The organism is Sphingorhabdus sp. M41 (assembly GCF_001586275.1).
Classification (GTDB): Bacteria; Pseudomonadota; Alphaproteobacteria; order Sphingomonadales; family Sphingomonadaceae; genus Parasphingorhabdus.
On record NZ_CP014545.1, the window covers coordinates 880,797 to 907,178 of the forward strand.

At 55.6% G+C, this 26,382-nt stretch carries 36 protein-coding genes and 1 pseudogene; 34 read left to right on the plus strand and 3 right to left on the minus strand.

What is annotated here, in order from left to right:
* The first annotated feature begins 116 nt into the window (after nucleotides 1–116).
* The 27 genes and pseudogenes from rpsJ to rimK all read left to right on the plus strand — a co-directional run bounded on the left by rpsJ (nucleotide 117) and on the right by rimK (nucleotide 16,095).
* Entirely contained in the window at nucleotides 117–428 is a 312-nt protein-coding gene (rpsJ, locus tag AZE99_RS04200; protein ID WP_066744965.1) for a 30S ribosomal protein S10, read from the plus strand.
* A gap of 195 nt (nucleotides 429–623) precedes the next feature.
* Entirely contained in the window at nucleotides 624–1,475 is an 852-nt protein-coding gene (gene rplC / locus AZE99_RS04205; RefSeq protein ID WP_082788233.1) for a 50S ribosomal protein L3, read from the plus strand.
* A 3-nt stretch (nucleotides 1,476–1,478) separates the two neighbouring features.
* The gene (gene rplD, locus AZE99_RS04210) at nucleotides 1,479–2,105 is read left to right on the plus strand and encodes a 50S ribosomal protein L4 (protein WP_067198322.1); all 627 of its coding nucleotides are present in this window, start codon (nucleotides 1,479–1,481) and stop codon (nucleotides 2,103–2,105) included.
* The gene (locus AZE99_RS04215) at nucleotides 2,098–2,406 is read left to right on the plus strand and encodes a 50S ribosomal protein L23 (protein ID WP_067198324.1); all 309 of its coding nucleotides are present in this window, start codon (nucleotides 2,098–2,100) and stop codon (nucleotides 2,404–2,406) included. Before rplD ends, AZE99_RS04215 begins: the two co-directional genes overlap by 8 nt.
* A gap of 6 nt (nucleotides 2,407–2,412) precedes the next feature.
* A complete protein-coding gene (gene rplB / locus AZE99_RS04220) occupies nucleotides 2,413–3,249 on the plus strand; it encodes a 50S ribosomal protein L2 (RefSeq protein ID WP_067198326.1) in 837 nt (278 codons plus the stop codon).
* A gap of 2 nt (nucleotides 3,250–3,251) precedes the next feature.
* Complete coding sequence (gene rpsS / locus AZE99_RS04225) at nucleotides 3,252–3,527, plus strand: 30S ribosomal protein S19 (RefSeq protein ID WP_067198327.1); 276 nt, start codon at nucleotides 3,252–3,254, stop codon at nucleotides 3,525–3,527.
* Nucleotides 3,527–3,910 (plus strand): 50S ribosomal protein L22, encoded by a 384-nt coding sequence (gene rplV / locus AZE99_RS04230; RefSeq protein WP_067198329.1) that lies wholly within the window; start codon nucleotides 3,527–3,529, stop codon nucleotides 3,908–3,910. Before rpsS ends, rplV begins: the two co-directional genes overlap by 1 nt.
* Nucleotides 3,911–3,912: 2 nt before the next feature.
* The gene (gene rpsC, locus AZE99_RS04235) at nucleotides 3,913–4,614 is read left to right on the plus strand and encodes a 30S ribosomal protein S3 (RefSeq protein WP_067198331.1); all 702 of its coding nucleotides are present in this window, start codon (nucleotides 3,913–3,915) and stop codon (nucleotides 4,612–4,614) included.
* Between the two features lie 24 nt (nucleotides 4,615–4,638).
* Nucleotides 4,639–5,070 (plus strand): 50S ribosomal protein L16, encoded by a 432-nt coding sequence (gene rplP, locus AZE99_RS04240; protein WP_067198333.1) that lies wholly within the window; start codon nucleotides 4,639–4,641, stop codon nucleotides 5,068–5,070.
* Nucleotides 5,071–5,075: 5 nt separating this feature from the next.
* Nucleotides 5,076–5,294, plus strand: a complete 219-nt coding sequence (rpmC, locus tag AZE99_RS04245) for a 50S ribosomal protein L29 (RefSeq protein ID WP_067198335.1) — start codon at nucleotides 5,076–5,078, stop codon at nucleotides 5,292–5,294.
* A 9-nt stretch (nucleotides 5,295–5,303) separates the two neighbouring features.
* Nucleotides 5,304–5,555: pseudogene (gene rpsQ / locus AZE99_RS16250) on the plus strand (30S ribosomal protein S17); the annotation flags it as partial.
* A 192-nt stretch (nucleotides 5,556–5,747) separates the two neighbouring features.
* Nucleotides 5,748–6,116, plus strand: a complete 369-nt coding sequence (rplN, locus tag AZE99_RS04255; protein ID WP_067198338.1) for a 50S ribosomal protein L14 — start codon at nucleotides 5,748–5,750, stop codon at nucleotides 6,114–6,116.
* Nucleotides 6,117–6,118: 2 nt separating this feature from the next.
* Entirely contained in the window at nucleotides 6,119–6,442 is a 324-nt protein-coding gene (rplX, locus tag AZE99_RS04260) for a 50S ribosomal protein L24 (RefSeq protein WP_067198340.1), read from the plus strand.
* Nucleotides 6,435–7,022 carry a 50S ribosomal protein L5 gene (rplE, locus tag AZE99_RS04265; protein ID WP_067198341.1) on the plus strand — a complete coding sequence of 196 codons (588 nt, stop codon included), beginning with the start codon at nucleotides 6,435–6,437 and terminating at the stop codon, nucleotides 7,020–7,022. Before rplX ends, rplE begins: the two co-directional genes overlap by 8 nt.
* Nucleotides 7,023–7,059: 37 nt before the next feature.
* Complete coding sequence (gene rpsN / locus AZE99_RS04270) at nucleotides 7,060–7,365, plus strand: 30S ribosomal protein S14 (protein WP_067198343.1); 306 nt, start codon at nucleotides 7,060–7,062, stop codon at nucleotides 7,363–7,365.
* A 12-nt stretch (nucleotides 7,366–7,377) separates the two neighbouring features.
* Nucleotides 7,378–7,773 carry a 30S ribosomal protein S8 gene (gene rpsH, locus AZE99_RS04275; protein WP_067198345.1) on the plus strand — a complete coding sequence of 132 codons (396 nt, stop codon included), beginning with the start codon at nucleotides 7,378–7,380 and terminating at the stop codon, nucleotides 7,771–7,773.
* Between the two features lie 2 nt (nucleotides 7,774–7,775).
* Complete coding sequence (gene rplF / locus AZE99_RS04280; protein ID WP_067198347.1) at nucleotides 7,776–8,309, plus strand: 50S ribosomal protein L6; 534 nt, start codon at nucleotides 7,776–7,778, stop codon at nucleotides 8,307–8,309.
* A gap of 3 nt (nucleotides 8,310–8,312) precedes the next feature.
* Nucleotides 8,313–8,666: a 50S ribosomal protein L18 gene (gene rplR, locus AZE99_RS04285; RefSeq protein ID WP_067198349.1), complete on the plus strand. Its 354-nt coding sequence runs from the start codon at nucleotides 8,313–8,315 to the stop codon at nucleotides 8,664–8,666.
* Between the two features lies 1 nt (nucleotide 8,667).
* Nucleotides 8,668–9,438, plus strand: a complete 771-nt coding sequence (rpsE, locus tag AZE99_RS04290) for a 30S ribosomal protein S5 (protein WP_067198350.1) — start codon at nucleotides 8,668–8,670, stop codon at nucleotides 9,436–9,438.
* A gap of 6 nt (nucleotides 9,439–9,444) precedes the next feature.
* Entirely contained in the window at nucleotides 9,445–9,624 is a 180-nt protein-coding gene (gene rpmD / locus AZE99_RS04295) for a 50S ribosomal protein L30 (RefSeq protein ID WP_067198352.1), read from the plus strand.
* Between the two features lie 45 nt (nucleotides 9,625–9,669).
* Nucleotides 9,670–10,224: a 50S ribosomal protein L15 gene (rplO, locus tag AZE99_RS04300; RefSeq protein ID WP_067198354.1), complete on the plus strand. Its 555-nt coding sequence runs from the start codon at nucleotides 9,670–9,672 to the stop codon at nucleotides 10,222–10,224.
* Between the two features lie 199 nt (nucleotides 10,225–10,423).
* Nucleotides 10,424–11,797, plus strand: coding sequence for a preprotein translocase subunit SecY (secY, locus tag AZE99_RS04305; RefSeq protein WP_067198356.1), 1,374 nt, complete (start codon nucleotides 10,424–10,426; stop codon nucleotides 11,795–11,797).
* Nucleotides 11,798–11,854: 57 nt separating this feature from the next.
* Nucleotides 11,855–12,502, plus strand: coding sequence for an adenylate kinase (locus AZE99_RS04310; protein WP_067198357.1), 648 nt, complete (start codon nucleotides 11,855–11,857; stop codon nucleotides 12,500–12,502).
* Between the two features lie 23 nt (nucleotides 12,503–12,525).
* Nucleotides 12,526–13,170, plus strand: a complete 645-nt coding sequence (locus AZE99_RS04315) for a hypothetical protein (RefSeq protein ID WP_067198359.1) — start codon at nucleotides 12,526–12,528, stop codon at nucleotides 13,168–13,170.
* A 131-nt stretch (nucleotides 13,171–13,301) separates the two neighbouring features.
* Entirely contained in the window at nucleotides 13,302–14,657 is a 1,356-nt protein-coding gene (gene gdhA, locus AZE99_RS04320; protein ID WP_067198361.1) for an NADP-specific glutamate dehydrogenase, read from the plus strand.
* A gap of 49 nt (nucleotides 14,658–14,706) precedes the next feature.
* Nucleotides 14,707–15,186 (plus strand): ATP-dependent zinc protease family protein, encoded by a 480-nt coding sequence (locus AZE99_RS04325; RefSeq protein WP_443027805.1) that lies wholly within the window; start codon nucleotides 14,707–14,709, stop codon nucleotides 15,184–15,186.
* 3 nt (nucleotides 15,187–15,189) lie between these two features.
* Nucleotides 15,190–16,095 (plus strand): 30S ribosomal protein S6--L-glutamate ligase, encoded by a 906-nt coding sequence (rimK, locus tag AZE99_RS04330; RefSeq protein WP_067198362.1) that lies wholly within the window; start codon nucleotides 15,190–15,192, stop codon nucleotides 16,093–16,095.
* A gap of 78 nt (nucleotides 16,096–16,173) precedes the next feature.
* On the opposite strand, the gene AZE99_RS04335 is transcribed toward rimK, so the two are convergent.
* The 3 genes from AZE99_RS04335 to AZE99_RS04345 form a co-directional block, all read right to left on the minus strand.
* A complete protein-coding gene (locus tag AZE99_RS04335) occupies nucleotides 16,174–17,226 on the minus strand; it encodes a succinylglutamate desuccinylase/aspartoacylase family protein (RefSeq protein ID WP_067198364.1) in 1,053 nt (350 codons plus the stop codon).
* A gap of 131 nt (nucleotides 17,227–17,357) precedes the next feature.
* On the minus strand, nucleotides 17,358–18,119 hold the full coding sequence (locus AZE99_RS04340) for an SDR family NAD(P)-dependent oxidoreductase (protein ID WP_067198365.1): 762 nt from the start codon (nucleotides 18,117–18,119) through the stop codon (nucleotides 17,358–17,360).
* Between the two features lie 6 nt (nucleotides 18,120–18,125).
* Nucleotides 18,126–19,757, minus strand: coding sequence for an FAD-dependent oxidoreductase (locus tag AZE99_RS04345; protein ID WP_067198367.1), 1,632 nt, complete (start codon nucleotides 19,755–19,757; stop codon nucleotides 18,126–18,128).
* Between the two features lie 367 nt (nucleotides 19,758–20,124).
* On the opposite strand from AZE99_RS04345, the gene rpsM reads away from it, so the two are divergent.
* The 7 genes from rpsM (at nucleotide 20,125) to AZE99_RS04380 (ending at nucleotide 26,380) form a co-directional block, all read left to right on the plus strand.
* Nucleotides 20,125–20,493, plus strand: coding sequence for a 30S ribosomal protein S13 (rpsM, locus tag AZE99_RS04350; protein ID WP_067198368.1), 369 nt, complete (start codon nucleotides 20,125–20,127; stop codon nucleotides 20,491–20,493).
* Nucleotides 20,494–20,543: 50 nt separating this feature from the next.
* Nucleotides 20,544–20,933, plus strand: coding sequence for a 30S ribosomal protein S11 (rpsK, locus tag AZE99_RS04355; protein ID WP_067198370.1), 390 nt, complete (start codon nucleotides 20,544–20,546; stop codon nucleotides 20,931–20,933).
* A gap of 104 nt (nucleotides 20,934–21,037) precedes the next feature.
* The gene (locus AZE99_RS04360; RefSeq protein WP_067198372.1) at nucleotides 21,038–22,096 is read left to right on the plus strand and encodes a DNA-directed RNA polymerase subunit alpha; all 1,059 of its coding nucleotides are present in this window, start codon (nucleotides 21,038–21,040) and stop codon (nucleotides 22,094–22,096) included.
* 118 nt (nucleotides 22,097–22,214) lie between these two features.
* A complete protein-coding gene (gene rplQ, locus AZE99_RS04365; protein ID WP_067198374.1) occupies nucleotides 22,215–22,637 on the plus strand; it encodes a 50S ribosomal protein L17 in 423 nt (140 codons plus the stop codon).
* Nucleotides 22,638–22,722: 85 nt separating this feature from the next.
* A complete protein-coding gene (locus AZE99_RS04370; RefSeq protein ID WP_067198375.1) occupies nucleotides 22,723–24,867 on the plus strand; it encodes a prolyl oligopeptidase family serine peptidase in 2,145 nt (714 codons plus the stop codon).
* A gap of 229 nt (nucleotides 24,868–25,096) precedes the next feature.
* The gene (locus tag AZE99_RS04375) at nucleotides 25,097–25,639 is read left to right on the plus strand and encodes a hypothetical protein (protein ID WP_067198377.1); all 543 of its coding nucleotides are present in this window, start codon (nucleotides 25,097–25,099) and stop codon (nucleotides 25,637–25,639) included.
* Nucleotides 25,640–25,768: 129 nt separating this feature from the next.
* Nucleotides 25,769–26,380: a hypothetical protein gene (locus AZE99_RS04380; RefSeq protein ID WP_156472108.1), complete on the plus strand. Its 612-nt coding sequence runs from the start codon at nucleotides 25,769–25,771 to the stop codon at nucleotides 26,378–26,380.
* The last annotated feature ends 2 nt before the right edge of the window (nucleotides 26,381–26,382 follow it).

The window sequence follows — 26,382 nt, forward strand, 5'->3', positions numbered from 1 at the left end:
AAACGCCTCGCTGCCCGGATCGGTGATTCGGGCAGCCAGATTTTTCGCCGCTCCGGCCTTTTCGCTAGAAAATCGGGGCGGTTTATTTTTGGCTCTTTGACATTGGTAACAGGTACATGGAAACGCAAAATATTCGCATTCGCTTGAAGGCATTCGATCATCGGGTTCTGGATCAGGCGACCGGCGATATCGCTGACACTGCACGCCGCACTGGCGCGCTCATCCGTGGACCGATACCTTTGCCAACGCACATTGAAAAATTCACCGTAAACCGCGGACCGCACGTAGACAAAAAGTCTCGGGAGCAGTTCGAGGTGCGGACTTATAAAAGGTTGCTCGATATCGTGCAGCCAACGCCGCAGACTGTCGATGCTTTGATGAAGCTTGACCTTGCTGCAGGTGTAAATGTCGAGATCAAGCTGGCCTGAGCCAACTGATTTAAGATTTCCGCTTCGGCGGAAATCGGACGAACGACAGGATACCGCCGGATTTAACCGGGCAGCGTCCTCCGTCTCGTTCCGGAATTTCCGGAACAATTACAGCCCGGACGGGGTGACGCATGACAATTTGGGCTGGCAAGCCGGACGAAATGGTTCGTTCGGCCTCTGTGAAGGAGATTGATCGTGCGTACAGGCGTGATCGCGAAAAAAATGGGGATGACCCGCTTGTTTCAGGAAGACGGACGGCATGTGCCGGTTACCGTTCTTTCCCTGGAGGAATGTCAGGTTGTTGGAGCTCGCAATCAAGAACGTGATGGCTATTTTGCCGTTCAACTTGGTGCAGGTGCCCGTAAAGCGAAAAATGTAAACAAACCGCAGCGTGAAGCTTTTGCCAAGGCAGAAGTTGAGCCAAAGGCGCGTGTTGCCGAATTCCGGGTCGATAGCGAAGATGCTTTGCTCCCCATCGGTGCTACCGTAACTGCTGACCATTTCATTGCCGGCCAGATGGTCGATATCCAGGGTGTTACCCAGGGTAAGGGCTTTGCCGGTGCAATGAAACGTTGGGGTTTCGGCGGTATGCGCGCAACTCACGGTGTTTCTATCTCTCACCGTGCCCATGGTTCTACTGGTCAAAACCAGGATCCGGGCAAGGTTTTCAAGGGCAAGAAAATGGCCGGCCATATGGGTGCGAGAAACCGCACTCAGCAAAATCTGGAAATCGTCCGTACAGACGCCGCTCGCGGTTTGATCTTTGTACGCGGCAGCGTTCCCGGTTCCAAGGGTGGCTGGCTTCTGGTCAAGGATGCAGTGAAAGTTGCTCTTCCAGAAGGCGTTCCATTCCCGGGTGCCATGCGCCGCAATGCGGATGAAACGGCAACGGAAGATGCGCCAGCTGGCATGATCGAAGCGGATGCAGCGATTGAAGCGCCAGTCGGTCCAACCGATGCAGAAGTAGCGGCAGCAGCCGACGCTCCGGCAGAAAAAACGGCAGATGAGAAATCTGATGCTGCAGATGATGCAGGGAAGGAGGGCTAAGCCATGAAATTGAAAGTGATAACCCTCGACGCCAAAGCCAAAGGCGACATCGAATTGAACGATGACGTTTTCGGTATCGAAGCGCGTGCAGATATTCTTCACCGTGTCGTCAACTGGCAGCGCGAAAAAGCACGTGGAACGGCCCGTCCGACCCGCGAGCGTTCAGACGTTGCCCGCACCGGCAAGAAATACGGCAATCAAAAAGGCGGCGGTACTGCTCGTCATGGCGATCGTCGTGCTCCTATCTTCATCGGTGGTGGTAAAGCCCACGGTGCCCGCAAGCGTGACTTCAACCCATCGCTGAACAAGAAAGTTCGCGCTTTGGGTCTGAAAATGGCGCTGAGCGACAAGCTGAAGAACGAAAACTTGATCGTGCTTGAAAATATCGATCTGAAGGAAGCCAAAACACAGGCGCTTCTGGCCCAGATCGCAAAGCTCGGTTTCGGCAAATCAGCTCTGATCATGGACGGTGATGCTGTGAATGAGGCTTTCTCGAAAGCTTCGAACAACATTCCACGCGTCAATGTGATGCCAGCTGCTGGTGCCAATGTTTATGACATCCTGAACCACGAAACCCTGGTGCTGACGCGCGCAGCGGTAGAAAAGCTGGAGGCGCGCTTCAATGGCTAAAAAAGAAGCTGTCGATATTCGTCATTATGACGTAATTGTCGGCCCGCACATCACCGAGAAATCGACCTTGCTCAGCGAGCATAATGCTGTGGTATTCAAGGTTGCGAACACCGCAACCAAACCACAGATCAAGGCAGCCATCGAGGCGTTGTTTGATGTCAAAGTCAAGAACGTCAACACGTTGGTGCAAAAGGGCAAGACCAAGAAGTGGAAGGGTCGTCCCTACACTCGCAATGACATCAAGAAGGCTGTTGTCACTTTGGCCGAAGGCCAGACCATTGACATCACCACGGGAGTTTAAGGGCACATGGCATTAAAATCCTATAAACCGACAAGCCCCGCCCGGCGTGGTCTTATCCTGGTCGACAAGAGCGGCCTCTGGAAAGGCAAGCCTGTCAAAAAGCTTGTCGAAGGCAAGAACAAAACCGGTGGCCGGAACAACAAGGGCCACGTGACATCGCGCGGCATTGCTGGCGGTCACAAGCAGAAATATCGTCTCGTCGACTTCAAGCGGCGTAAATGGGATATGGCTGCTACGGTTGAACGGCTCGAATATGATCCGAACCGCACCGCCTTTATTGCGCTGATCAAATATGAAGACGGCGAACTGGCCTATATCATTGCACCGCAGCGTCTCGACGTTGGCGATAGCGTGATTGCTGGTCAGAAGACGGACGTGAAGCCAGGCAATGCGATGCTTTTGTCGCAGATGCCGGTTGGTACGATCGTTCACAATGTCGAAATGAAGCCAGGCAAGGGCGGTCAGATCGCTCGTTCTGCTGGTGCTTATGTTCAGATTGTTGGTCGTGATCGCGGCATGGTTATTGTTCGCCTGAAAAGCGGCGAGCAACGCTACCTGCGTTCCGATTGCATGGCGACCGTTGGCGCGGTTTCCAACCCGGACAATTCGAACCAGAACTTCGGCAAGGCAGGCCGCACCCGCTGGAAAGGACGTCGTCCTCTTACTCGCGGTGTTGCGAAAAACCCAGTGGATCACCCGCATGGTGGTGGTGAAGGCCGGACTTCCGGTGGTCGTCATCCAGTTACGCCATGGGGTAAGCCAACCAAGGGTGCCCGTACCCGTAGCAATAAATCGACTGACAAGATGATCATCCGGTCGCGTCACGCGAAGAAGAAGAGGTAAGCATGGCTCGTTCCATCAAAAAAGGTCCATTTGTTGACCTCCACCTGCTGAAAAAAGCGCAGACTGCGCAGGAAAACAGTGTTCGTACACCGATCAAGACCTGGTCGCGTCGTTCTACCGTATTGCCTGATTTCGTCGGCCTGACCTTCAGCGTTTACAACGGCATGAAGTTCATCCCGGTTTCGGTGAATGAAGACATGGTCGGTCACAAGCTTGGCGAGTTCGCACCTACGCGTAACTTCTACGGCCATGGCGCTGACAAAAAAGGCAAGAAATAATGGGTAAGGCATCATCACCCCGCCGTGTTGGCGACAATGAAGCTTTGGCTGTAGGCAATTCCATTCGTGGTTCTGCCCAGAAGCTTAACTTGGTTGCACAACTGATCCGCGGCAGAAAAGCAGAAGACGCTTTGAACATCCTGTCCTTCTCGAAAAAGTCGATGGCCAAGGATGTCAGCAAGGTTCTCGCTTCAGCAATTGCCAATGCCGAGAATAATCACAATCTGGATGTTGACGCACTGATCGTTCACGAAGCGAGCGTCGGCAAGTCTATCACGATGAAGCGCTGGAAAGCGCGTGCTCGTGGTCGTTCAGCCAAGATTATCAAGCCATTTAGCCGCGTTCGCATTGTCGTGCGCGAGCATGAAGAGGAAGAGGCGTAACCATGGGTCAAAAGAGTAATCCTATCGGGCTTCGCCTGCAGATCAACCGGACCTGGGACTCTCGCTGGTATGCGGAAGGATCCAACTACGGCGATCTCTTGATGGAAGACATCAAGATGCGGAAATATATCTTTGAGAACCTGCCACAGGCAGCGATTTCAAAGGTTGTGATCGAACGTCCGGCCAAGACATGCCGCGTTTCGATCTATGCTGCACGTCCGGGCGTTATCATCGGCAAGAAAGGCGCGGATATCGAAAAACTGCGTCGCAAGCTGAGCGACATGTCCTCCGGTGACGTATCTTTGAACATCGTCGAAATCCGCAAGCCGGAAGTCGACGCGAAGCTGGTGGCGCAGGGCATTGGTGATCAGTTGATCCGCCGCGTTGCTTTCCGTCGTGCCATGAAGCGTGCGGTTCAGTCCGCTCTGCGTTTGGGCGCTGAAGGAATTAAGATTGTTTGCGGTGGCCGTCTCGGCGGAGCAGAAATTGCTCGCGTGGAATGGTATCGCGAAGGCCGCGTGCCGCTTCATACGCTGCGCGCCAATATCGACTATGCCGAATATGAAGCGCTTACCGCTTATGGCATTATTGGTATCAAGGTCTGGATTTTTAAAGGCGAGATATTGGGTCACGACCCGATGGCTCAGGATCGGTTGAATGTGGAAGCACAGACTTCCGGCGTCCGTCCGCAGCACCAACGTTGATTTTTGAGGAATAGGTAGAGCATCATGCTGCAACCCAAGAAACATAAGTTCCGCAAGGCTTTCAAAGGCCGGATTAAAGGCAAAGCGCCAGGTGGCTCTAGCCTGAATTTCGGTAGCTATGGCCTGAAAGCCATGGAGCCTGACCGTATTACTGCGCGTCAGATCGAAGCGGCTCGCCGCGCGATCACGCGTCACATCAAGCGTCAGGGCCGGTTGTGGATCCGGATTTTCCCGGACGTGCCAGTATCCAAGAAGCCTGCCGAAGTTCGTCAGGGTAAGGGTAAGGGCTCGGTAGAATATTGGGCTGCTCGGGTTAAGCCAGGTCGGATTTTGTTCGAACTGGACGGCGTTCCCGGACCGATTGCAGCGATCGCTTTCGAGCGGGCAGCGATGAAGCTCCCGATCAAGACAAAGGTTGTGGCCCGCCTCGGCGATACGTCACATCTGGAAGGTTAAGCTAGATGAGCATGAAAACAGAAGATTTGCGGACCAAAACCGACGATCAGCTCGAGACCGAACTGGGCGAACTGAAGCGCGAGGCATTTAACCTGCGTTTCCAGGCTGCGACCAATCAGCTCGAAAAACCAAGCCGGACGCGGGAAGTGCGTCGCACGATCGCCCGGATCAAAACATTGCAGGCCGAGCGTGCAAGCGCCGCTCCCGCAGAAGCTAAGGCGTAAGGAACCGATATGCCAAAACGTATTCTCACCGGCACGGTTGTGTCAGACAAGGGCGACAAGACTGTTGTCGTCAATGTCGAACGCAAGGTTAAGCACCCGCTTTACGGAAAAATCATCCGGCGCTCGAAAAAATATCATGCGCATGATGAGAAGAATGAAATCAGCCTGGGCGAAACCGTACGGATTGAAGAAACCCGTCCGATTTCCAAGCTGAAGACCTGGAAAGTTCTGGAACGGGTCGGCGCAGCAGCCGGTGTTGCAACGCCAACGGTCAGCGAGATTACGGCAAGTGATCCGAAAGACGAAAAGGTCAAGGCACCAGTGAAGCCAGCGGCAGAAGAAAAAGCCGAAGCTACGCCAGCCGCCGAATAGTTTAGAATATCCCGGGTCTGCCGGGATGACGAAGTAGGAAACGCCCGGTAGATCCGGGTTTATGAAGAAGGAATTGGATCCATGATCCAGATGCAATCGAACCTGGAGGTCGCTGACAATAGCGGCGCCAAACGCGTGCAGTGCATCAAGGTGCTGGGCGGCTCGAAGCGTCGCTTTGCCGGCGTCGGCGACATCATTGTCGTGTCGATCAAGGAAGCAGCGCCGCGCGGCAAGGTCAAGAAGGGCGACGTTCACCGTGCGGTGATTGTTCGTACCAAGAAAGACATTCGTCGCAAGGACGGATCGGTCATTCGGTTCGACAGCAATGCAGCGGTTCTGGTGAATAATAACCAGGAGCCAATTGGCACCCGTATTTTTGGCCCCGTGGTTCGCGAACTGCGTGCGAAAAAGCATATGAAAATCATCAGCCTTGCGCCGGAGGTAATTTAATCATGGCCAACGCAAAAATCAAAAAAGGCGACACCGTTGTTGTTCTGTCCGGCAAGGACAAGGGCAAATCGGGTGAAGTCACGAAAGTGATGCCGAAAGATGGCAAGTGCATCGTTTCCGGTGTGAATATTGCTATTCGCCACCGCAAGCCGACCCAGGCAAGCCCGCAGGGTGGACTGGAACGTCGCGAAGCGGCGATGCACATCAGCAAAGTGGCTCTGGCTGACCCGAAAGACGGCAAGCCGACGCGGGTCCGATTTGAAAAGACAGAAGACGGAAAGATGCAGCGTATCGCTGTAAAGTCCGGGGAGAAGGTCGATGGCTGATAAAAAATATATTCCGCGCATGCGCACGAAATATGACGAGGAAATCGTCAAAGCGATGCAGGAAAAATTTAACTATTCCAACCACATGGAAGTGCCTCGGATCTCGATGATCACGATCAACATGGGTGTGGGCGAAGGCAGTCAGGACAAGAAGAAAGTCGCGACTGCTGCTGCAGAAATGGAATTGATTGCTGGTCAGAAGCCAGTGATCACCAAGGCGAAAAACTCGATCGCGACGTTCAAGTTGCGTGAAGGCATGCCGATTGGTTGCAAAGTCAATCTGCGCCGGGAACGCATGTATGAATTTATCGATCGTCTGGTGACGGTCGCAATGCCACGTATCCGGGATTTCAGGGGTCTGAATCCGAAAAGCTTTGACGGTCGTGGCAATTTTGCCATGGGCCTGAAAGAGCAGATCATTTTCCCCGAGATCGCCTATGACAACATCGACGTTGTCCGCGGCATGGACGTGATCGTGACGACAACAGCAAAAACAGACGACGAAGCGCGTGCGCTTCTGGCATTGTTCGGTTTCCCGTTCCCCAAAGAGGAACAATCGGAAGAAAAAGAAGCCGCGTGAGCGCGCTTCATTATACGGAAGGACGAGAACTTAAGTCATGGCGAAACTGAGTTCCATTAACAGAAACGAAAAACGCAAACGGATGGTGAAGAAATACGCCGGCCGTTATGCGAAACTGAAGGCGATGGCATCGGATCAGTCTCTTGACGAGACAGAACGTCTGATGGCGCGCCTGAAAATGGCGGAAATACCGCGCAACGCGAATCCAACCCGCGTGCGCAACCGCTGTGAAACCACAGGACGACCGCGCGGTTATTACCGCAAGTTCCGCCTGTGCCGCATCGAGCTAAGGGACATGGCCAATAAAGGTCTGATTCCTGGCGTAACGAAATCAAGCTGGTAAGGGAGAGATAATATGGCTTTTACCGATCCCTTGGGTGACATGCTCACCCGTATCCGTAATGGACAACAGGCACGCAAAGACAGCGTCGTAACACCTGCGTCCAAACTGCGTGGTGCCGTCCTCGAAGTGTTGCAGCGCGAAGGTTATATTCGTGGCTACAGCGAAGAAGAGGTCAACAAGCACCCCGGTCTGCGGATTGAACTGAAATATTTTGAAGGGCAGCCGGCAATTCGCCACGTGGCCCGTGTTTCAAAGCCTGGTCGTCGCGTCTATAGCGGTTCGGAAGATCTGCCACGGGTTCGCAACGGCTTGGGCATAACAATCGTATCGACGCCACAAGGTGTTCTCTCTGACGCAGAAGCGCGTCAGGCGAAGGTCGGCGGCGAAGTACTGGCTGAGGTATTCTAATCATGTCCCGTATTGGCAAAAAATCAGTGGCTATTCCGGACGGCGTCACTGCCGTGATGGAAGATGGTCTGGTCAAGGTCAAAGGACCAAAGGGCGAGCTTTCGACCCCGATGGTTGATGATCTGACCTATGAACTGGGCGACGGTGGATTGCTGGTCAAGCCAGCAAACAAGTCGAAAACCGCCCGTGCATTCTGGGGAATGCAGCGCACCTTGGTTCAGAACCTGGTCGACGGCGTAACCGCCGGCTTCACCAAGGTTCTGGAAATCAACGGCGTTGGTTATCGTGCAGCAGCTCAGGGCAAGAACCTGAACCTGCAACTCGGTTACAGCCATGATGTGAACTTCGCGATCCCGGACGGTATCGAGATCAAGACACCGGACCAGACGACGATCGAAATCACCGGCATGGACAAACAGCAAGTTGGCCAGGTCGCTGCTGAAATCCGGCGCTGGCGCAAGCCCGAGCCGTATAAAGGCAAGGGTATCAAATATCGCGGCGAATATATTTTCCGCAAAGAAGGGAAGAAGAAATAAGCCATGGCGAATATTTCTCAGTTCAAACGGCGCCAGCAACGCGTACGCAGCAAATTGCGGAAGCGCGGGCTCTCAAAGCCTCGTTTGTCCGTCCATCGTACGAGCCGGCATATCTATGCTCAGGTCATCGACGATGCCGAGGGCAAAACGCTGGCTTCCGCTTCGACCATCGACAAGGCGTCTACAGTCAAGACTGGCGCGGATAGCAATGCTGCTGCCGACGTTGGCAAGCGCGTAGCTGAAGCTGCCAAGAAGGCAGGCGTTAAAGAAGTAATTTTTGACCGTGGCGGGTTCCTGTTTCACGGACGTGTGAAGGCTCTGGCCGACGCAGCACGTGAAGGCGGATTGGAGTTTTAATATGGCTGATGACAAAACAACACCAGAAGGCGCGGCACAGCCGGGCACCACTGGCGAAGGCAATCAGCCGGTAGCAGCTGTAGCGGCTGAAGCTAAAACGGGCGGCGCTCCTGATCGTCCTGCACGTGGTGGAAACCGCGGCGGCGGCGGTGGCAATCGTGATAACCGTGGCGGCGGTCGCGACAATCGTGGCGGCGGACGTAACAATCGCGGTGGCCGTGGCAACAATGACGGCGGCGAAGAGCTGATCGAGAAATTGGTCCACATCAACCGCGTTTCCAAGACTGTTAAGGGCGGTAAGCGCTTCGGTTTTGCTGCACTGGTTGTGGTTGGCGACGGCAAGGGCCGCGCGGGCTTCGGCAAGGGCAAGGCACGCGAAGTGCCGGAAGCCATTACCAAGGCAACTGCTGCTGCAAAGAAATCGATGGTTCGTGTACCGCTTCGTGAAGGCCGTACGCTGCACCATGATGGCACTGGCCAATTTGGCGCCGGTAACGTCACCGTTCGTTCGGCACCTGCTGGTACCGGTATCATTGCCGGCGGTCCAATGCGTGCCGTTTTCGAAAGTCTCGGCGTTTCAGACGTTGTGACCAAGTCAAATGGTACAGCCAATCCTTATAACATGATCCGCGCAACCTTTGCTGCGCTGGCAGATCAATCGAGTCCCAAATCCGTGTCCCAGCGACGCGGCAAGAAAGTGACCGATCTGCTTGCACGTGCTGGCGGTTCGGCTGCTGAAGTGGCAGCAGATGCCGCAGCAGTTACGGAGTAATTTTTGATGGCTAAAATTAAAATCAAGCAGATTGGATCTCCGATCCGTCGTCCGGAATCCCAGCGCAAAACGCTGATCGGTCTCGGCCTCAACAAGATGCACCGTGTTTCCGAACTGGAAGATACCGCTGAAGTCCGCGGTATGATCGGCAAAGTACATCACCTGGTGGAAGTTCTTGAAGGGTAAGACCCGAGACTTCCGTGCGACTAAAAGCGAAAGCGAGTACACGACATGAAATTAAACGAACTTAAAGACAATGATGGCGCGCGCAAATCGCGCATGCGTGTTGGCCGGGGCATAGGCTCGGGCAAAGGCAAAACCGGCGGACGCGGCCAAAAGGGCCAGAAGTCCCGTTCCGGTGTTTCGATCAACGGATTTGAAGGCGGTCAGATGCCGCTCCACATGCGTCTCCCGAAACGCGGTTTCAACAACCCGTTCGGCACCGACTATGCGGAAGTCAACCTGGGCATGATCCAGAAGTTCATCGACAGCAAAAGCCTCGATGGCAAAGGCACGATCGATCACGCAACGCTGAAAGCTGCTGGTCTGGCTCGTGGCGGCAAGGACGGCGTCCGTCTGCTTGCCAAAGGCGAATTGAAAGCCAAAATCACGATCACCGTTGCCGGTGCTTCGAAAGCTGCAGTTGCAGCGGTCGAAAAAGCGGGCGGCAAGGTCGAAATCCTTCCAGCGGGTGGCGAACGCCGACCCAAGGGCGAGAAAAAAGCTGTAGCTTCTAAGCCTGCACGCGAGAAAAAAGCCTTGAACAAGGCGAAAAAGAACGATTGATCTTCGAGAGGCGCTAGATTTAGCGCCTCTTTTTCTGGCCCCTTGTTTTTGATGCACTAACATCCGATATGGGGCGGGTTGCATAGCTGCAAAAGCAGCTATTCATCTCCGGAGATTGCAGCAAGTCGCAATAGTTGGAGATGGGCCTCTGCCTCCGCAGGGGCGCGTTGCAAACTAATAGTGGGCAGGGAAGTCAAGCATGGCATCAAGAGCCGATCAGGTCGCAGCGAATCTAAGCCTGGCAAAATTTGGCGAAGCGACCGAATTGCGTAAACGTATCTGGTTTACGCTTGGCGCGCTTATCATTTTCCGTCTTCTCAGCTTCGTTCCGCTGCCAGGCGTGGATCCAGTCGTACTGGCTGATCTTTATGATCAGACCCGTGGCGGCGTTCTCGATATTTTCAACACATTTTCAGGCGGTTCGCTCGAGCGGATGAGCCTGATTGCGCTGGGCGTGATGCCCTATATTACCGCTTCGATTGTGGTTCAGCTGGCGGCTGCATTGTCGCCGACACTGGCTGCGGTCAAAAAAGAAGGCGAATCCGGGCGCAAGAAACTCAATCAATATACCCGCTATGGTACGGTTGGTCTGACCGCCGTCCAGGGCTATTTCATTGCCGTCGGCCTTGAAAGCTTCGCCTCCCAATCGGGTCTGCAAGCGGTTGTCGAGCCTGGCTATATGTTCCGCGTTGGCGCGGTTATCAGCCTTGTCGGCGGTACATTGTTCCTGATGTGGCTGGGTGAGCAGATCACCAGCCGCGGTATCGGTAACGGTATCTCGCTGATCATCATGGCCGGTATTGTCGCCCAGATGCCGACCTTCGTCGCCAACCTTATGGAAGGCAGCCGCAGCGGTTCGATCAGCGCTCTGACGATCGTTGGCCTGATTGTGATGGTTGCCGGACTTATATTGTTCATCAGCTTCATGGAGCGGGCCCAGAGAAGGGTGCTGATCCAATATCCGAAGCGCGCCACCCAGCATGGGGTAATGCAGGCCGATCGCAGCCATTTGCCGCTGAAGGTGAATACCGCAGGTGTTATCCCGCCGATTTTCGCCTCCTCTCTGCTGCTGATGCCGCTGACGGTGAGCCAGTTTGCCGGAAACGCGACATCTGGAGAAACGGCATTCGGCGATTTTGTTATCATGCTGAACCAGTATCTCGCGCATGGTCAGCCACTCTACATGGCGCTTTACGCAGCGGGCATAATCTTCTTCTGTTTCTTCTACACCGCAGTTGTCTTCAATCCGGAAGAAACCGCAGAAAATCTCAAGAAAAATGGTGGTTTCGTCCCTGGCATTCGCCCGGGCAAGAATACGGCTGATTATCTCGACTATGTGCTGACCCGGATTACCGTGGTTGGCGCGGCCTATCTTGCCTTTGTCTGTGTTCTGCCGGAATATGTCATGGCCCAGACGAGCCTGCCGATCTTCTTCCTTGGCGGTACCAGCCTGCTGATCGTCGTCAATGTGACGGTCGACACGGTTACCCAGATTCAGAGCCATTTGCTGGCGCTGCAATATGGCGATCTGCTCAAAAAAGCGAAACTCAAGGGAGGTCGGCGTAAACGCTGATTTTCACACGCGTCAATTTTTGCATTAGAATAATTACATCATCACGGGGGTAATCGTATGGACATCATCTTGTTGGGGCCACCAGGTGCCGGGAAGGGGACCCAGGCGGGCCGTCTTGAGGATGAACACGGCATGGTCCAATTGTCGACGGGCGATATGCTGCGGGCTGCGGTTAAAGCCGGGACCGAAGTAGGACTGAAAGCCAAGGCGCTGATGGAAGCCGGCGAGCTGGTCCCCGATGAAGTGGTTTCGGGCATCATTGGTGACAAGCTGGACGAACTCGGTCCCGATAAAGGCGTGATCTTTGACGGCTATCCCCGGACAGCCGCGCAAGCTGAGTCGCTCGACGAGATATTGTCGGCAAGAAACCGCAAGCTTTCCCATGTAATCGAACTTGCCGTTGACGAAGACGCGCTGGTCGAGCGGATCACTGGCCGGTTCACCTGCGGCAATTGTGGTGAAGGCTATCATGACACGTTCAAACAACCTGCATCGGAAGGTGTCTGTGATGTGTGTGGCAAAGGTGAATTCAAGCGCCGTCCCGATGACAATGAAGAAACCGTGCGCACCCGCATGAAAGAATATCGCGCCAAGACAGCGCCGATCCTGCCGATCTACGAAGCGCGCGGGATCGTGCACAAGGTGGATGGCATGGGCAGCATGGCAGAAGTCAATGATGCGATAGAGGCCGTCCTGTCGCTCTGAACAATTTCACTGGAGATAGGGTCATGGCTAAGCTGGCATTTCACGCAATTTTGGGAATGGCAGCGCTTTGCAGCGTGACCGCCGCGCAAGCGGAAGTGACCAATAGCACCGACAACGGCTTTACCGTGCAGCATCAAACTCTGATTTCCGGTGACAATGAAGCGGTCTGGAAGGCGATGATCGCGCCGTCTCGCTATTGGAACCCCGATCACAGCTGGTCCGGCAATGCCGAAAACTTCTATCTCGTGCCGCAGGCCGGTGGTTGTTTTTGTGAACTGATCCGCACGACGGCGGATGACAATATCAAAAGCTCCGAGGGCAGTGTTCAGCATCTGCGCGTGATCTATGCGCACAACAACAAAATGCTGCGGCTGTCTGGCGGTCTGGGCCCGCTGCAGGGTGAGGCCGTAACCGGAACGTTGACCATGTTGCTCAAGCCACAGGGTGATAGCACTGCGGTCAGCTTTACCTATAAGGTGGGCGGCTATATGGAATTTCCCGTCGATCAAATCGCTCCCGCTGTGGATGGCGTGATCGGCGAACAATTGGCTCGCCTGTCGGCGTTGTTTGCCGAACCGGAACCGTCAGCTGCCGATGCGCCGGACAAGGTGCCGGACCAAGTCGATGGTGATGAGGGCGACACGGCTGAAGGCCGCGATCAAGGCTGATTTCGGCTTAGCTTCAACACTTTACCAAGTCCGTTGAATAGTTCTATGAGGGTTCCATACCCGTTGTCGACTCGAGGAGGTCGACAGCGATAATCGGGTCGCGCTGATATACAATATTGAGGGGGTATAGTATGGCCGTTTCCGATCATGTGGATTTTCCGACATTCATGGAGGGCGTCAAGAAACGCAATCCGGGGCAACCTGAATTCTGTCAGGCCGTCCAGGAAGTCGCGATGGATATTTTCGATTTTATCGAAGATAAGGAAGCCTATCACACAGCACAGATCCTGCGGCGGATTGCCGAGCCTGACCGGGTGGTATCCTTCCGTGTCTGCTGGGAAGACGATAATCATTGCGTACGTGTGCAGCGCGGCTTTCGTGTCCAGAACAATAATGCCATCGGCCCGTATAAAGGCGGTATCCGTTTCCACCCGAGTGTCACCGAAAGCGTCCTGAAATTTCTCGCATTCGAGCAGACGTTCAAAAACTCGCTGACCGGACTGCCGATGGGCGGCGGCAAGGGCGGTGCGAACTTCAACCCCAAGGGCAAGTCCGATGCCGAGGTCATGCGTTTCTGCCAGTCTTTCATGACCGAGCTTTATCGCCATATCGGCCCGGATACGGATGTTCCCGCCGGCGATATCGGCGTGGGCGGACGTGAAATCGGTTATATGTTCGGCCAGTATAAGCGGATCACCAACCGCTGGGAAGGCGTGCTGACCGGCAAGGGCATGGAATATGGCGGTTCCCAGATGCGGCCCGAAGCAACTGGATATGGCGCGGTCTATTTCATGGAAAATATGCTCAAGCACCGGAATGACGCGATCGCTGGAAAGACAGCGGTGATTTCCGGATCCGGCAATGTGGCAACCCATGCAGCCGAGCAGATTACCAAGCAGGGCGGCAAGGTCCTGACGCTCTCGGACAGCGGCGGCTTCATCCACGATCCTGATGGCATCGATCAGGAGAAGATCGACTGGGTGAAGCACCACAAGACGCACACGCGGGGCCGGATCAGCGAATATGCCGATCATTTCACCGGCGCATCCTATCACGACGGCGCGCGCCCGTGGAGCGTGCCCTGTGATCTGGCTCTGCCCTGCGCAACGCAGAATGAGCTGAATGAAGAAGAAGCCAGGGAACTGGTCGCCAACGGCGTGATCGCGGTTTCGGAAGGCGCGAACATGCCGACGACGCTGGACGGGGTCCATGTCTTCCACGATGCCAGAATCATGTATGGACCGGGCAAGGCTGCCAATGCGGGCGGCGTTGCCGTCTCCGGTCTTGAAATGAGCCAGAATGCGGAGCGCATCAGCTGGAACCACGAGCGGCTCGGCGAGATGCTGACCGAGCTGATGGAAGGCATCCATGGCAAATGTGTCGAATATGGCGATCAGGGCGATGGCTATGTCGACTATGTGAAGGGTGCCAATATCGCGGGCTTCAAGAAAGTCGCCGATGCCATGCTCGCATATGGTGTCGTCTAGGCTATAATTATCTTGCGCAAAAATGTGCCATCGGCCAGATCATGGGTCGATGGCGCAAGCAAATAACCCAAAGAGCAAGCAGCTCCCCAAGAAGCTCAAGGAACCATGCGAAATAGGATGGTGCGAGCTTATCGACTTGCCGGAATTCGGCGTGAGAAATCTTCATGCCAAGGTTGATACGGGGGCGGCGACATCCTCGCTTCATGCCACCCGGATCAAACCATTTGACAAAGATGGCGAACCATATGTGCAATTCACTATCCCGATGGGATCCGGCACCCCTGACTATCATTGCGAAGCGCGGGTCTACGGACAGCGCCGAATAAAGAGTAGTAATGGTGTCATGCAAACCCGTTATGTGGTAGAGACAGTCATGAAGCTCGGGCCACTGGAATGGGTCGGGCATATGACGCTTGCCAATCGGCAATCGATGATATTTCCGGTCCTGATAGGTCGCCGGGCGCTGAAGAGGGGCTTCCTCGTCAACAGCGCCAAGCGCTGGATGCTGGGCCGGCACGAAGAAAGATAATTTATGAAAATTGCCATGCTTGCCCGGAATCCCAAACTCTACTCTCATAAGCGTCTGGTGGAGGCGGCGGAAGAACGCGGCCACGAACTGAGAATCCTCAACACATTGCGCTGCACGATGAACATCACCTCGCACCGGCCCAGCATATTGTACAATGGCGAAACGCTCACCGGTTTTGATGCCGTGATCCCGCGCATCGGCGCATCGATCACCCATTATGGTCTGGCCGTGCTACGCCAGTTCGAAATGATGGGCGTATGGCCACTGAACGAAAGCGTTGCTGTCGGCCGTTCACGCGACAAGCTGCGCTCGATGCAGATTTTTGCCAAACATGGCCTGGGCCTGCCGGTCACGGCTTTTGCCCATGATCCGAAGCAGACCGACGAGGTGTTGAAGATTGTCGGCGGTGCTCCGGCGGTGATCAAGCTTCTCGAAGGAACGCAGGGCATTGGTGTGGTGCTGGGAGAAACCAACAATAGCGCCAAGTCGGTGGTCGAGGCGTTTCGCGGTCTGAACGTCAATATTCTGGTGCAGGAATTCATCAAGGAAGCAGGATCGAGCGACATCCGGATTTTCGTTGTCGGCGGCAAGGTTGTTGCGGCGATGATGCGAACTGGCGCGGAAGGCGATTTCCGCTCCAACCTCCATCGCGGTGGTTCGGCAAAAATGGTCAAGATCACACCGGAAGAACGGTCGACGGCTATCCGCGCGGCCAAGGTCATGGGGCTGAACGTGGCGGGCGTCGACATATTGCGCGCCAATCACGGTCCAGTGATCATGGAAGTGAACAGCTCACCGGGTCTCGAGGGCATTGAAGCGGCGACCGGCAAGGATGTCGCTGGCCAGATCATCGAATTTATCGAGGCAAAGGCGAAAGCCGGTAATACCAAGACCAAGGGCAAGGGTTAGTCCTACTGCCTGTATCGATCAGCCTGCTGGAGCCTTAACCGGTTCCGGCAGGCTATCGTAACTTGAACCTCTGGACTTCTAAATAACCTCATCCTCGTCGAGCAGCTGGTTGCTGGTGATCTCGCCTTCGATCTGTTCCAGCCTTTCTCCGACCGTATGGAATATTCTCACTTCAGCAATATGGAGCAGCGCGTCGCCCTGGTTGACGACAGGCAGGTTGCTGTGGCCGATGACAATGCCATCTACCGGGGAGAGGATCGCTTCTTCGCCATCGCCGAATATGTCGCTGATACAGGCGACGGTGTCGCCCTTGTGGACCTTGCTGCCGGATGGCGAGATCAGTCGGCAAATCCCGCCCCGGGTAGAGCGCAGCCAGACCGTGCGGGTTGTCTGGGCAGGGGGCGCGCCGCGCTTGCCTAGCCGCTTGGTGTCGATCATCTCCAGTTTCTTGAGTACCCGCAAGATGCCGTTAACCCCGGTAAGAACTGAAAATTCGTCGAAGCGCAGGGCTTCTCCGGCTTCCATGAGCAGCATGTCGACGCCGGCTTCCCGGGCCAGCGCGCGCAGCGAACCGGGGCGCAATTCCGCCTCGATGACAACCGGCGGCCCGAATTCGAGCGCCAGTTCCTTGAGAACGGGATTGCCTGAAGCAATCCGGATCTGCGGCAGATTATAACGATGTTGCGCGGCGCTATGGATGTCGATGCCCAGCGAGCAGCGGTCGATAACCTCGGTCGAGAAAATATTCGCCAGTTGCGATGCCAGCGAGCCTTTTTCGGTGCCCGGAAAAGACCGGTTGAGATCGCGGCGGTCGGGCAGGTAGCGGCTGTGGTTGATGAAACCGAACATGTTGACCACTGGCACGAAGATAACCGTTCCCGCCATGCGGGAGGGGTGGAGTTTCTTCATCACCCGGCGGATGATTTCGGTGCCGATGATCTCGTCGCCGTGGATCGCGGCGCTGACAAAAATCGTCGGCCCGGTGCGTTTGCCGTGAAATACCCGCACTTCCATATTGGCCTGCATGCCGGCAGAGAGATCGCTGATCGGAATGGCAATATTGCGAGTCTTCCCCGGTTCAATCGTCTGCCCCGCTATTTCAAACAGGTCATATTTGTTTCTGTTGGTCATTCAATCCCCCGATCTATCCGGCTCTATGGCGCGGGAGTTTTGTGAATCGCAAGGCAAATCATACCTAAGCCGCGCCGCCGGAGGCAGGGCAGTCAAATTTGCTATTTCGTTAGGGCTGGCGCCAGCAATGCTCAGACCGCCAGCCAGCCGCCGTCCACCGGAAGCGTGGCGCCGCTGATATAGGCCGCATCATTGCTGCTGAGCCAGAGCACGGTCCGCGCGATGTCCTCGACCTGACCGATTTTCGCCAGAGGAACGTCATTGATAATCGGCGGGGGCCAGTCTTCGCCCGCGGAACTGCGCAACATCGGTGTGTCGATGGGGCCGGGAGCAAGGCCGACAACGCGGATGCCATATTGTCCATTTTCGATGGCAGCCGATTTCGTCAGCGACACCAGCGCCGCTTTCGATGCCGCGTAAAATGCCGCGCCTGCATAGGCCACTCGAAAACCCTGAACCGAGGCGATATTGACGATTACGCCCGATTTGCGGGGGATCATATATTGCAGGGCGTGCTTCATGCCGAATATCGCGCCTTTGACATTCACGCCGAATACCCGATCCAGATTTTCGCTTGTCTGTTCTGCAATCGGGACCCACTCGCCGAGCATGGCTGCATTATTGACCAATATGTCGATCGCTCCGGTCTTGTCCGCGGCCTGACCGACAAGGTCGGCGACGGCCTGTTCATTTCGCACGTCGCAGTTTCGGGTCACCAGCGTGCCGGCCCCGTCCGGGTACAAGGCGCGGGTTTCGGCCAGGCCGTCGTCATTGACGTCCGCAGCGATGACGGACGCACCCGCCGCTGCATAGGCGAGCGCAATCGCCCGGCCCATCCCGCCGGCGGCGCCGGTAACCACTACGGATTTTCCTTCATGGGCGAGATCAGTCATCTTCCTTCACTCCTCGAAAAATGGCGTGCCGGCAGCATGCCGTCCGGCGAGAAACCCGAACACCATGCCGGGGGCGATGGTGCCGCCAGGACCGCCGTAGGTCATGCCCATTGCCGAGGCCATGACATTGCCCGCAGCATAGAGCCCGTCGATGACCTTGCCATCAACGTCCAGCACCTGTGCATTGCGGTTGGTTTGCGGCCCACCCTTGGTGCCGAGCGCGCCGCTCTTGACCTCGATGGCAAAAAACGGCCCCTCGGTGATCGGTCCGAGAGTGGCGGCGGGACTGTTGCGGTGGCTCGGATCGCCCCACCAAATATCATGAGCCGCTTCGCCGCGCCCGAAATCTTCGTCGCAACCATCCTCGGCCATCCGGTTCCATTTTTCCACCGTCGCTTCGAGCGCGCCTTCCGGCAAGTCGAGATTTTTGGCCAGCCCGGCCAGCGTCTCTGCGCGCATCACCCATTGCGGCGGCATTTCGCCGGGCAGGCCGCCCATCATGCCAAAGCCATAGGCGTCGATATAGCCCTTGTCGAAAATCAGCCAGCAGGGCAGGTTGGCATAATCGAAGGCCGACACGTCCTGCTCGTGGAAGGCGGCGCCAAAGGCGTTGTAGTTCGCGGCCTCATTGACGAACCGCTGGCCCTTTTTATTGACCATGATCGACCGGGGAAGCGAGCGTTGCCCGGCCACCAGAGTCACTCCTGTCGATACGATCTCGCGGGGGACTTCGTGAACGGGCATCCACCATGCTTCGCGCATATTGCCAAGCTTTGCGCCGACCCGCATGGCCATTTTCAGCCCGTCACCGGTATTGGTCTGGATGGAGACGGGATGGGTCATCGGACCGCGCAGGAATGCCCGTTTCAAATCTTCATCCCACTCGAAGCCGCCGGTTGCCAAAATGACGGAGTCTGCGAATTCATCCCGCCTCCTGCCGTCTGTCTCTACGCTCACCCCTGTCACTCGGCCATCCTGGCGGATCAGTTCGATGGCCCTGGTTCCGGTCTCGGGCTCGATTCCCCGGTCCAGACATGCCCTGAGCAAGCGCCCCATCAGGGCCTGTCCGCTGCCGCGTTCATCACGACTGGCCCTTCGATCCAGTTCCTCCTCGCTCAACGGTTCCGGCTGGGCCTGTCCAAGCGGTGAATCAAAAATCGAATAGCGGGGGTCGGGATAATAAGGCGAGGGGGTTATCCGATCGGCCCATTCCCCCAGTTCGTCGAAAGGGTAAAGCGGACAGTCGACGGAGCGGCCTCCGTGGACCATGCCGCCCGGATGTTCGGCATGATAGTCGGGGAATTCCGGTATCGGCCGGAAAATTACCGGGCTGTTTTCCTCCAGATGCTTCATCATCGCCGGTCCCGCATCAAGAAAGGCCTCGGCCAGATCTTGCGGGATCATGTCATGGGACAGGGACATCAGATATTTCAGCGCATTTTCGCGACTGTCTTCGACGCCCAGTCCGTCTTCATGATGGTTGTTGGGAATCCACAGCATGCCACCAGACCAGGCCGTCGTACCGCCAATCTGGTCGTGTTTTTCGAAAACCCGAACCTCGGCGCCGGCATCATGGGCTGCAACGGCAGCAGTCAGGCCGGAGCCGCCGGTTCCCAATATTATCACACGGCTTGCCATAGTCGATCCTCCGGTCGAATTTGCGATTCTATCCCTTGATCGGCGAGCCTCAACCCGGCAACCACTATCAATAGTGCCAAATCACCGGAATCCGGGCGCTGCCAAACGATCGCAGACAGGATTTGCATAGGGGCGCAAATCTGCTTATCGGTTGCGGACTTTGTCTCAGAATCTGTTGGCAAACCGCATTCTTCCGCGCTTGACACTGCAGCCAACACAAACTAAATAAAACGCATTCGAAACCAATTTGAACCGGCAACACCCTTCGTGGTGCGCGCTGGTTTTGTGCGTTTCGGGTGTGTTTTTAACGACTTAGCGATGAGATAGGGTCCGGCGAATCGGAGCCTGTGGAGCATGGAGAAATATATTGGCACGTATTGCTGGGGTAAATATCCCCACTAACAAGCGCGTAATCATTGCGCTTACCTACATTCACGGTATCGGACGCACGGCTGCGGCTGAAATTGTTGAAAAATTGAAGATCGATCCAACCCGTCGGGTTCAGGATCTCACCGATCAGGAAATTTTGCACATTCGTGAAACCATTGATGCCGATCATACGGTTGAAGGCGATTTGCGGCGTGAAGTTGCAATGAACATCAAGCGTTTGATGGATCTGGCCTGCTATCGCGGCCTGCGTCATCGTAAAGGCCTGCCGGTTCGCGGACAGCGTACGCATACCAATGCGCGCACCCGTAAAGGCAAGCCCAAGGCGATTGCTGGCAAAAAGAAATAAGACTTGTCTTCGGATAAGTGTCTTCAAGATATTAGGTAGGAATTGATCACATGGCACGCGAACCGCAGCGCATAAAGAAGAGCGCGCGCAAAAACATTTCGGCAGGCGTAGCGCACGTCAACGCCACTTTTAACAACACGATGGTCACCATCACCGATGCCCAGGGCAATGCGATAAGCTGGTCCTCCGCAGGCATGATGGGTTTCAAGGGCTCTCGTAAGTCGACACCTTATGCCGCTCAGGTTGCAGCGGAAGACGCTGGCAAGAAAGCGGCTGACCATGGTGTGCGGACTCTCGAAGTCGAAGTGAAAGGTCCTGGCTCCGGTCGTGAATCTGCTCTTCGTGCGCTTCAGGCTGTTGGCTTCACGATCACCTCGATCCGTGACGTAACACCGATTCCGCATAACGGTGTTCGCCCATCGAAAAGGCGCCGCGTCTAAAACCGCTCGAGTTTCTGGGACGGGCCGGTTGGCCGGTCCCACGTTTTTAAAATTCAGAGCGGTATGACGACCACACCCGCTCTTTGAACTACTAGGGGAAGTCCATGACTGTCAATATGAAGAACTGGCAAGAACTGAAGAAGCCCAACGTCCTCGACATCAAACCCGGCGGTGATCCGAAGCGCAAAGCGACATTTGTTGCTGAACCTCTGGAACGCGGTTTTGGTCTGACGATGGGCAACGCGCTGCGCCGCGTGCTTCTGTCCTCGCTTCAGGGCGCGGCAGTTACCTCGATCAAGATCGAAAATGCCCTGCATGAATTTTCCTCGCTTCCCGGCGTTCGTGAAGATGTGACCGACATTGTTCTGAACATCAAGCAGATCGCTCTGAAAATGGAGAGCGAAGATGCGAAGCGCTTGCAGCTCTCCGCAACCGGTCCTGCAGAAGTCAAGGCTGGCGACATTGCCGTCTCCGGCGACATTGAAATCATGAACCCTGAAATGGTTATCTGCCATCTCGACGAAGGCGCTTCGCTGAACATGGAGCTGACCGTCAATGTCGGTAAGGGCTATGTTCCTGCAATCGCCAACCGTCCGGCCGATGCGCCGATTGGTTTGATCCCGATCGACTCGCTCTATTCGCCGGTCCGTCAGGTGTCCTACAAGGTCGACAATGCCCGCGTTGGTCAGGAACTGGACTTTGACAAGCTGAACCTCACCATCGAAACCGATGGCACGGTTACCCCGGAAGATGCGATTGCCTATGCAGCCCGCATCTTGCAGGACCAGCTGCAGCTTTTCGTACATTTCGAAGAAGCTCTGGAACAGGTGTCTTCGCCAATCGGCATGGCCGCTCAGCAGAGCCAGGCAGAAAGCGATGCCAACCAGCTCAACCGCTATCTTCTCAAGAAGGTCGACGAACTGGAACTCAGCGTCCGCTCTGCCAACTGCCTCAAGAACGACAATATCATCTATATTGGCGATCTCGTGCAGAAGACCGAAGCCGAAATGCTGCGTACCCCGAACTTTGGCCGCAAGTCCTTGAACGAAATCAAGGAAGTGCTGTCCAGCATGGGTCTGCGTCTCGGCATGGACATCCCCGGATGGCCGCCTGAAAATATCGAAGAAATGGCCAAGAAGCTCGAACAAGAGCTGCTCGGTTAATTTTACCGTCATCCCGGCGCAGGCCGGATTGACGACAAGAGGTCTGTTGGTGATGCCTCTATAAAATCACCTGCTGCGGGGTACCTCATACGGCCCCATAACGAACGAAGGAAATATTATGCGTCATAGAATGAAGGGCCGCCGTATGCAGCGGACCGGTGCTCACCGTCAGGCTCTGCTGAAGAACCTCGCGGCTGCACTGATCAAGCACGAACAGATTCTTACGACTGTTCCCAAGGCGAAAGAATTGCGCCCTGTCGTCGAAAAGCTGATCACGCTCGGAAAAAGAGGTGGCCTGTCCAACCGTCGTCTCGCGCATGCACGTCTGATGGACGAAACCCAGGAAAAGAAACTTTTCGAAGTTCTGGCTGACCGTTACGCCGAACGCAGCGGTGGTTACACCCGTATCGTTCGCGCTGGTTTCCGTGGTTCCGATGCTGCCCCTATGGCGATCATCGAGCTGGTTGACCGGGACGTTGACGCGAAAGGTCAGGACAGTGGTCCCGACCAGAGCGTACAGGATGAATACGAAGACGCCTAAGTCCTTCATCCAGGATACAGTTTCAATTGATATGAGAGGCCGTGAGCGATAAGCTTGCGGCCTCTTTTCTTTTGCCGAGGTGAATATGCGCAGATTGACCCTTTTGACATTGGCCATGGGATTGGCCGCAACTTCACCTGCGCTGGCCGCGCATCATGAAAATAAGGAAACCCCGCTGACCTACCCCGAAACCAAGACGGTCGATGTCGTTGAAGAGCAATTTGGCGAATATATTTCGGACCCCTATCGCTGGCTGGAAAATGACGTACGCGAGGATGCCGAGGTGGCCGCATGGGTGAAGGCAGAAAATGCCGTCACCGATGCCTATCTCCAAAAGCTCGAAGGCCGCGACGTCCTGGCGAAATCAATGGAAGCATTGTTCGATTATGATGATCTGGGCATCCCGGAAGAGGCCGGTGGAAAATATTTCTACGAACGCAAGAGCGGGGGGCAGAATCAGGCCGTGCTTTACGTCCGTGACGGCGTGGACGGGGAAGAACGCGTGCTTCTTGATCCGGCTACATGGTCGGACGACGGCGCTACCGCGCTCGCCGGCTGGAAACCGTCCGGTGACGGCAGCCTGCTGGTCTATGCGATTCAGGATGGCGGATCCGACTGGCGCACGCTGAAGGTGATCGATGTAACAACCGGCGAGGTCAAAGCGGATACGGTCGAGTGGGCCAAGTTTACCGATCTGGCGTGGATGCCGAAAAATTACGGCTTTCTCTATTCCCGTTTCCCTGAGCCGGACGAAGGAGAGGCATTCCAGTCATTGAATGCAGACCATGCGGTTTATCTGCACCTTATCGGCACCGATCAGGCGCAGGATACCAAAGTCTATGCGACACCTGAGCAGCCCGAACTCAATCATATTGCCCAGCTGACCTCAGACAAGGAATGGGTCATCATCACGTCTTCTTCGGGAACCGATGAGCGTTATGAAGTCACATTGATCAAGGTTGATGCACCAAAGCTGGAAACACGCAAGCTGGTAAGCGGTTTTGACAATGACTGGCGACTGATCGATGGTGTTGGCGACACGCTCTATTTCGCGACCAACAAGGATGCACCGCGGCTGCGCGTGGTCAAAACCGATCTGAGCGCGGAACAGCCGGAATTTACCGAGCTGGTTGCGGAAAGCGATGCGGTGGTCAACGGGACGATGATCGTCGGTGACCGGCTGGTCGTCAGCTATCTCGTCGATGCGAAAAGCGAGCTTTCGATTTTCGATCTCGACGGCAAGGCGCTCGGGACTCTCGATCTTCCCGGACCGGGGCAGGTGGGCGGTCTCAGCGGTTCGATGAAGAGCGATGAAGGTTTCTTCACCTTTGAAAGCTTCAACCGGCCGACCACGGTCTTTCGTTATGATCCGTCATCTGCGCCAACAATCTGGGCGGAGCCATCCTTGCCATTTGATCCCGAAGCGGTCGAAGTGACCCAGCGCTTTTACGAAAGCAAGGACGGCACCAAAATCCCGATGTTCCTGGTCCACATGAAGGGGCAGGATCTGGCCGATGGCGCGCCGACGCTGCTTTATGGCTATGGCGGGTTCAATATCTCGGTATTGCCGCAATATAAACCGGCCTGGATGGCCTGGATCAAGGCGGGCGGCGTGTTCGCCTCGGCCAATCTGCGCGGCGGCGGCGAATATGGCAAGGATTGGCATGATGGTGGCCGCTTGCAGAACAAGCAGAACGTCTTCGACGATTTTATCGCTGCTGGTGAATATCTGATCGCCGAAGGCATTACGCCCGAGAATGGACTGGCGATCGAAGGCCGTTCCAACGGCGGATTGCTGGTCGGCGCCGTTACCAACCAGCGGCCCGATCTGTTCACCGCCGGTCATGCTGCAGTCGGCGTGATGGACATGCTCCGCTTCGACCGGTTCACGGCTGGCCGCTATTGGGTCGACGATTATGGCTATCCTGACAAGGAACAGGATTTCAAGAGCCTGCTCGGTTATTCGCCTTATCATAATCTCAAGAACGGCGTCGATTATCCTGCTCTGATTGTCTCGACCGCCGACACGGATGATCGGGTGGTTCCTGGCCATAGCTTCAAATATACCGCGCGGTTGCAGGCGCTTGATACGGGTGATGCACCGCATCTCATCCGGATCGAGACCCGGGCCGGCCATGGCAGCGGCAAGCCGACCGACAAGGTGATTGAGGAATATTCCGATATTTACGCCTTTCTGGCGCACGCGATCGGTCTTGAATTGACAAAATAATCTGTCACCGGCGTGATCGTCTTGCGACTGAATCGCCGTTGAACTGGCTATATCGCCCGAGGATGGATCGGTCATGTAGCCGTGTATTCACCTTCATATCGTTCATAAAAATGGCGCCTAATATGAACACTTCCTGTCAGGCCAGTTCAGTCTTCACTCAAGCCGACTCACCTAGAAGGGCTTTGCAAGCTCGGGAAAAGGTTTCGGGCAGTGTGAAAGGAAAGTGGACATGAACAAGTTGAACAAGGCTCTTGTCGGAACCGCTGCTGCTGCTGCAATGGCCGTTTCTGCTACCCCCGCAATGGCCAAGGATGGTCGCAACGGCGGACCGAGTGCTGGCGAGGTGATCGCCGGTGTCGCGATCATTGGCGCGATTGCCGCGATTGCGAGTTCCGGCAACAAGGACCGGGGATATCGCGATAATGATTATCGCAACAATAATTATCGTGGCGATCGTTACCAGAATGACCGTTATTCAGAGTCCCGTTTTGGCAATGGCTATCGTCAGATCGGAGAGCGTCAGGCGGTAAACCGCTGCGTGCGAGCCGCCGAAAGTGGCGCGACCAGTCGCGGCCGAGCATCGGTAACCGACATCCGCGATATTGACCGGACGCGCTATGGTTACCGGGTCAAGGGCCAGATTGAAGTTGAGCAGGGCCGTGGTCGCTATCAAAGGAACAGTTATTCCGATCGTGGCAAATTCACCTGCTATATTGAAGGCAACAGAGTGAGCGACGTTCAGTTTAGCGGTCTCCGATATGCTCGGCGCTAAGCCGCATCCCACATTTAGAACAAGGACGGACGGTTCAGCCGGGAGACAGGCTGGACCGTCTATCTGTCGTCCAATGGCAGGTGTTAGGGTATAAGATTTGCGCAAAACGGGGTAATTGACATGACCAGAATGACCAGATTTTCGGCCCTTGCAGCGTCTGCCGCGCTGATCTTCACAGGATTTTCGCCAGCGATGGCTGCACCGATGCACAGCGGGACCACCATCGCAACGCCGATCGATGCGGGCGCACTCGGCTGGACCGCCGCCAGTGACAAAGCGCAAGGGTGGGGCGGATATCGGGGCTATCGCGGCCATCGCCGCCATCGCGACCGGATTGACGGTGGCGACATATTGGCTGGCATATTGGTGATCGGCGGCATCGCTGCCATTGCCAGCGCAGCATCAAAAAACAACCGTGACCGGCGCTACGAAGATCGCGATTATCGCAGCGACAACCCGCGCTATGATGATTGGCGGGCAAACCCGCGCGAGGACAGCAGATATGATCGGGGAACCGGTGATATGGAATCGGCGATAAATGCCTGTTCCGACGCCGCTGAACGGCAAGCTGGTCGCGATGCGCGCGTATCTGCAATCGAGTCAGTTGTCCGTGACGGCGAAGGCTGGCGAGTCGAGGGCGCATTGTCGAATAGCGACCAGCGCACATTTCTGTGCGGCGCCAGAGAAGGCCGCGTGGATTTCGTGCAAATCGGGAATGGTGACCTCGCTTTCGCGAATTAAAA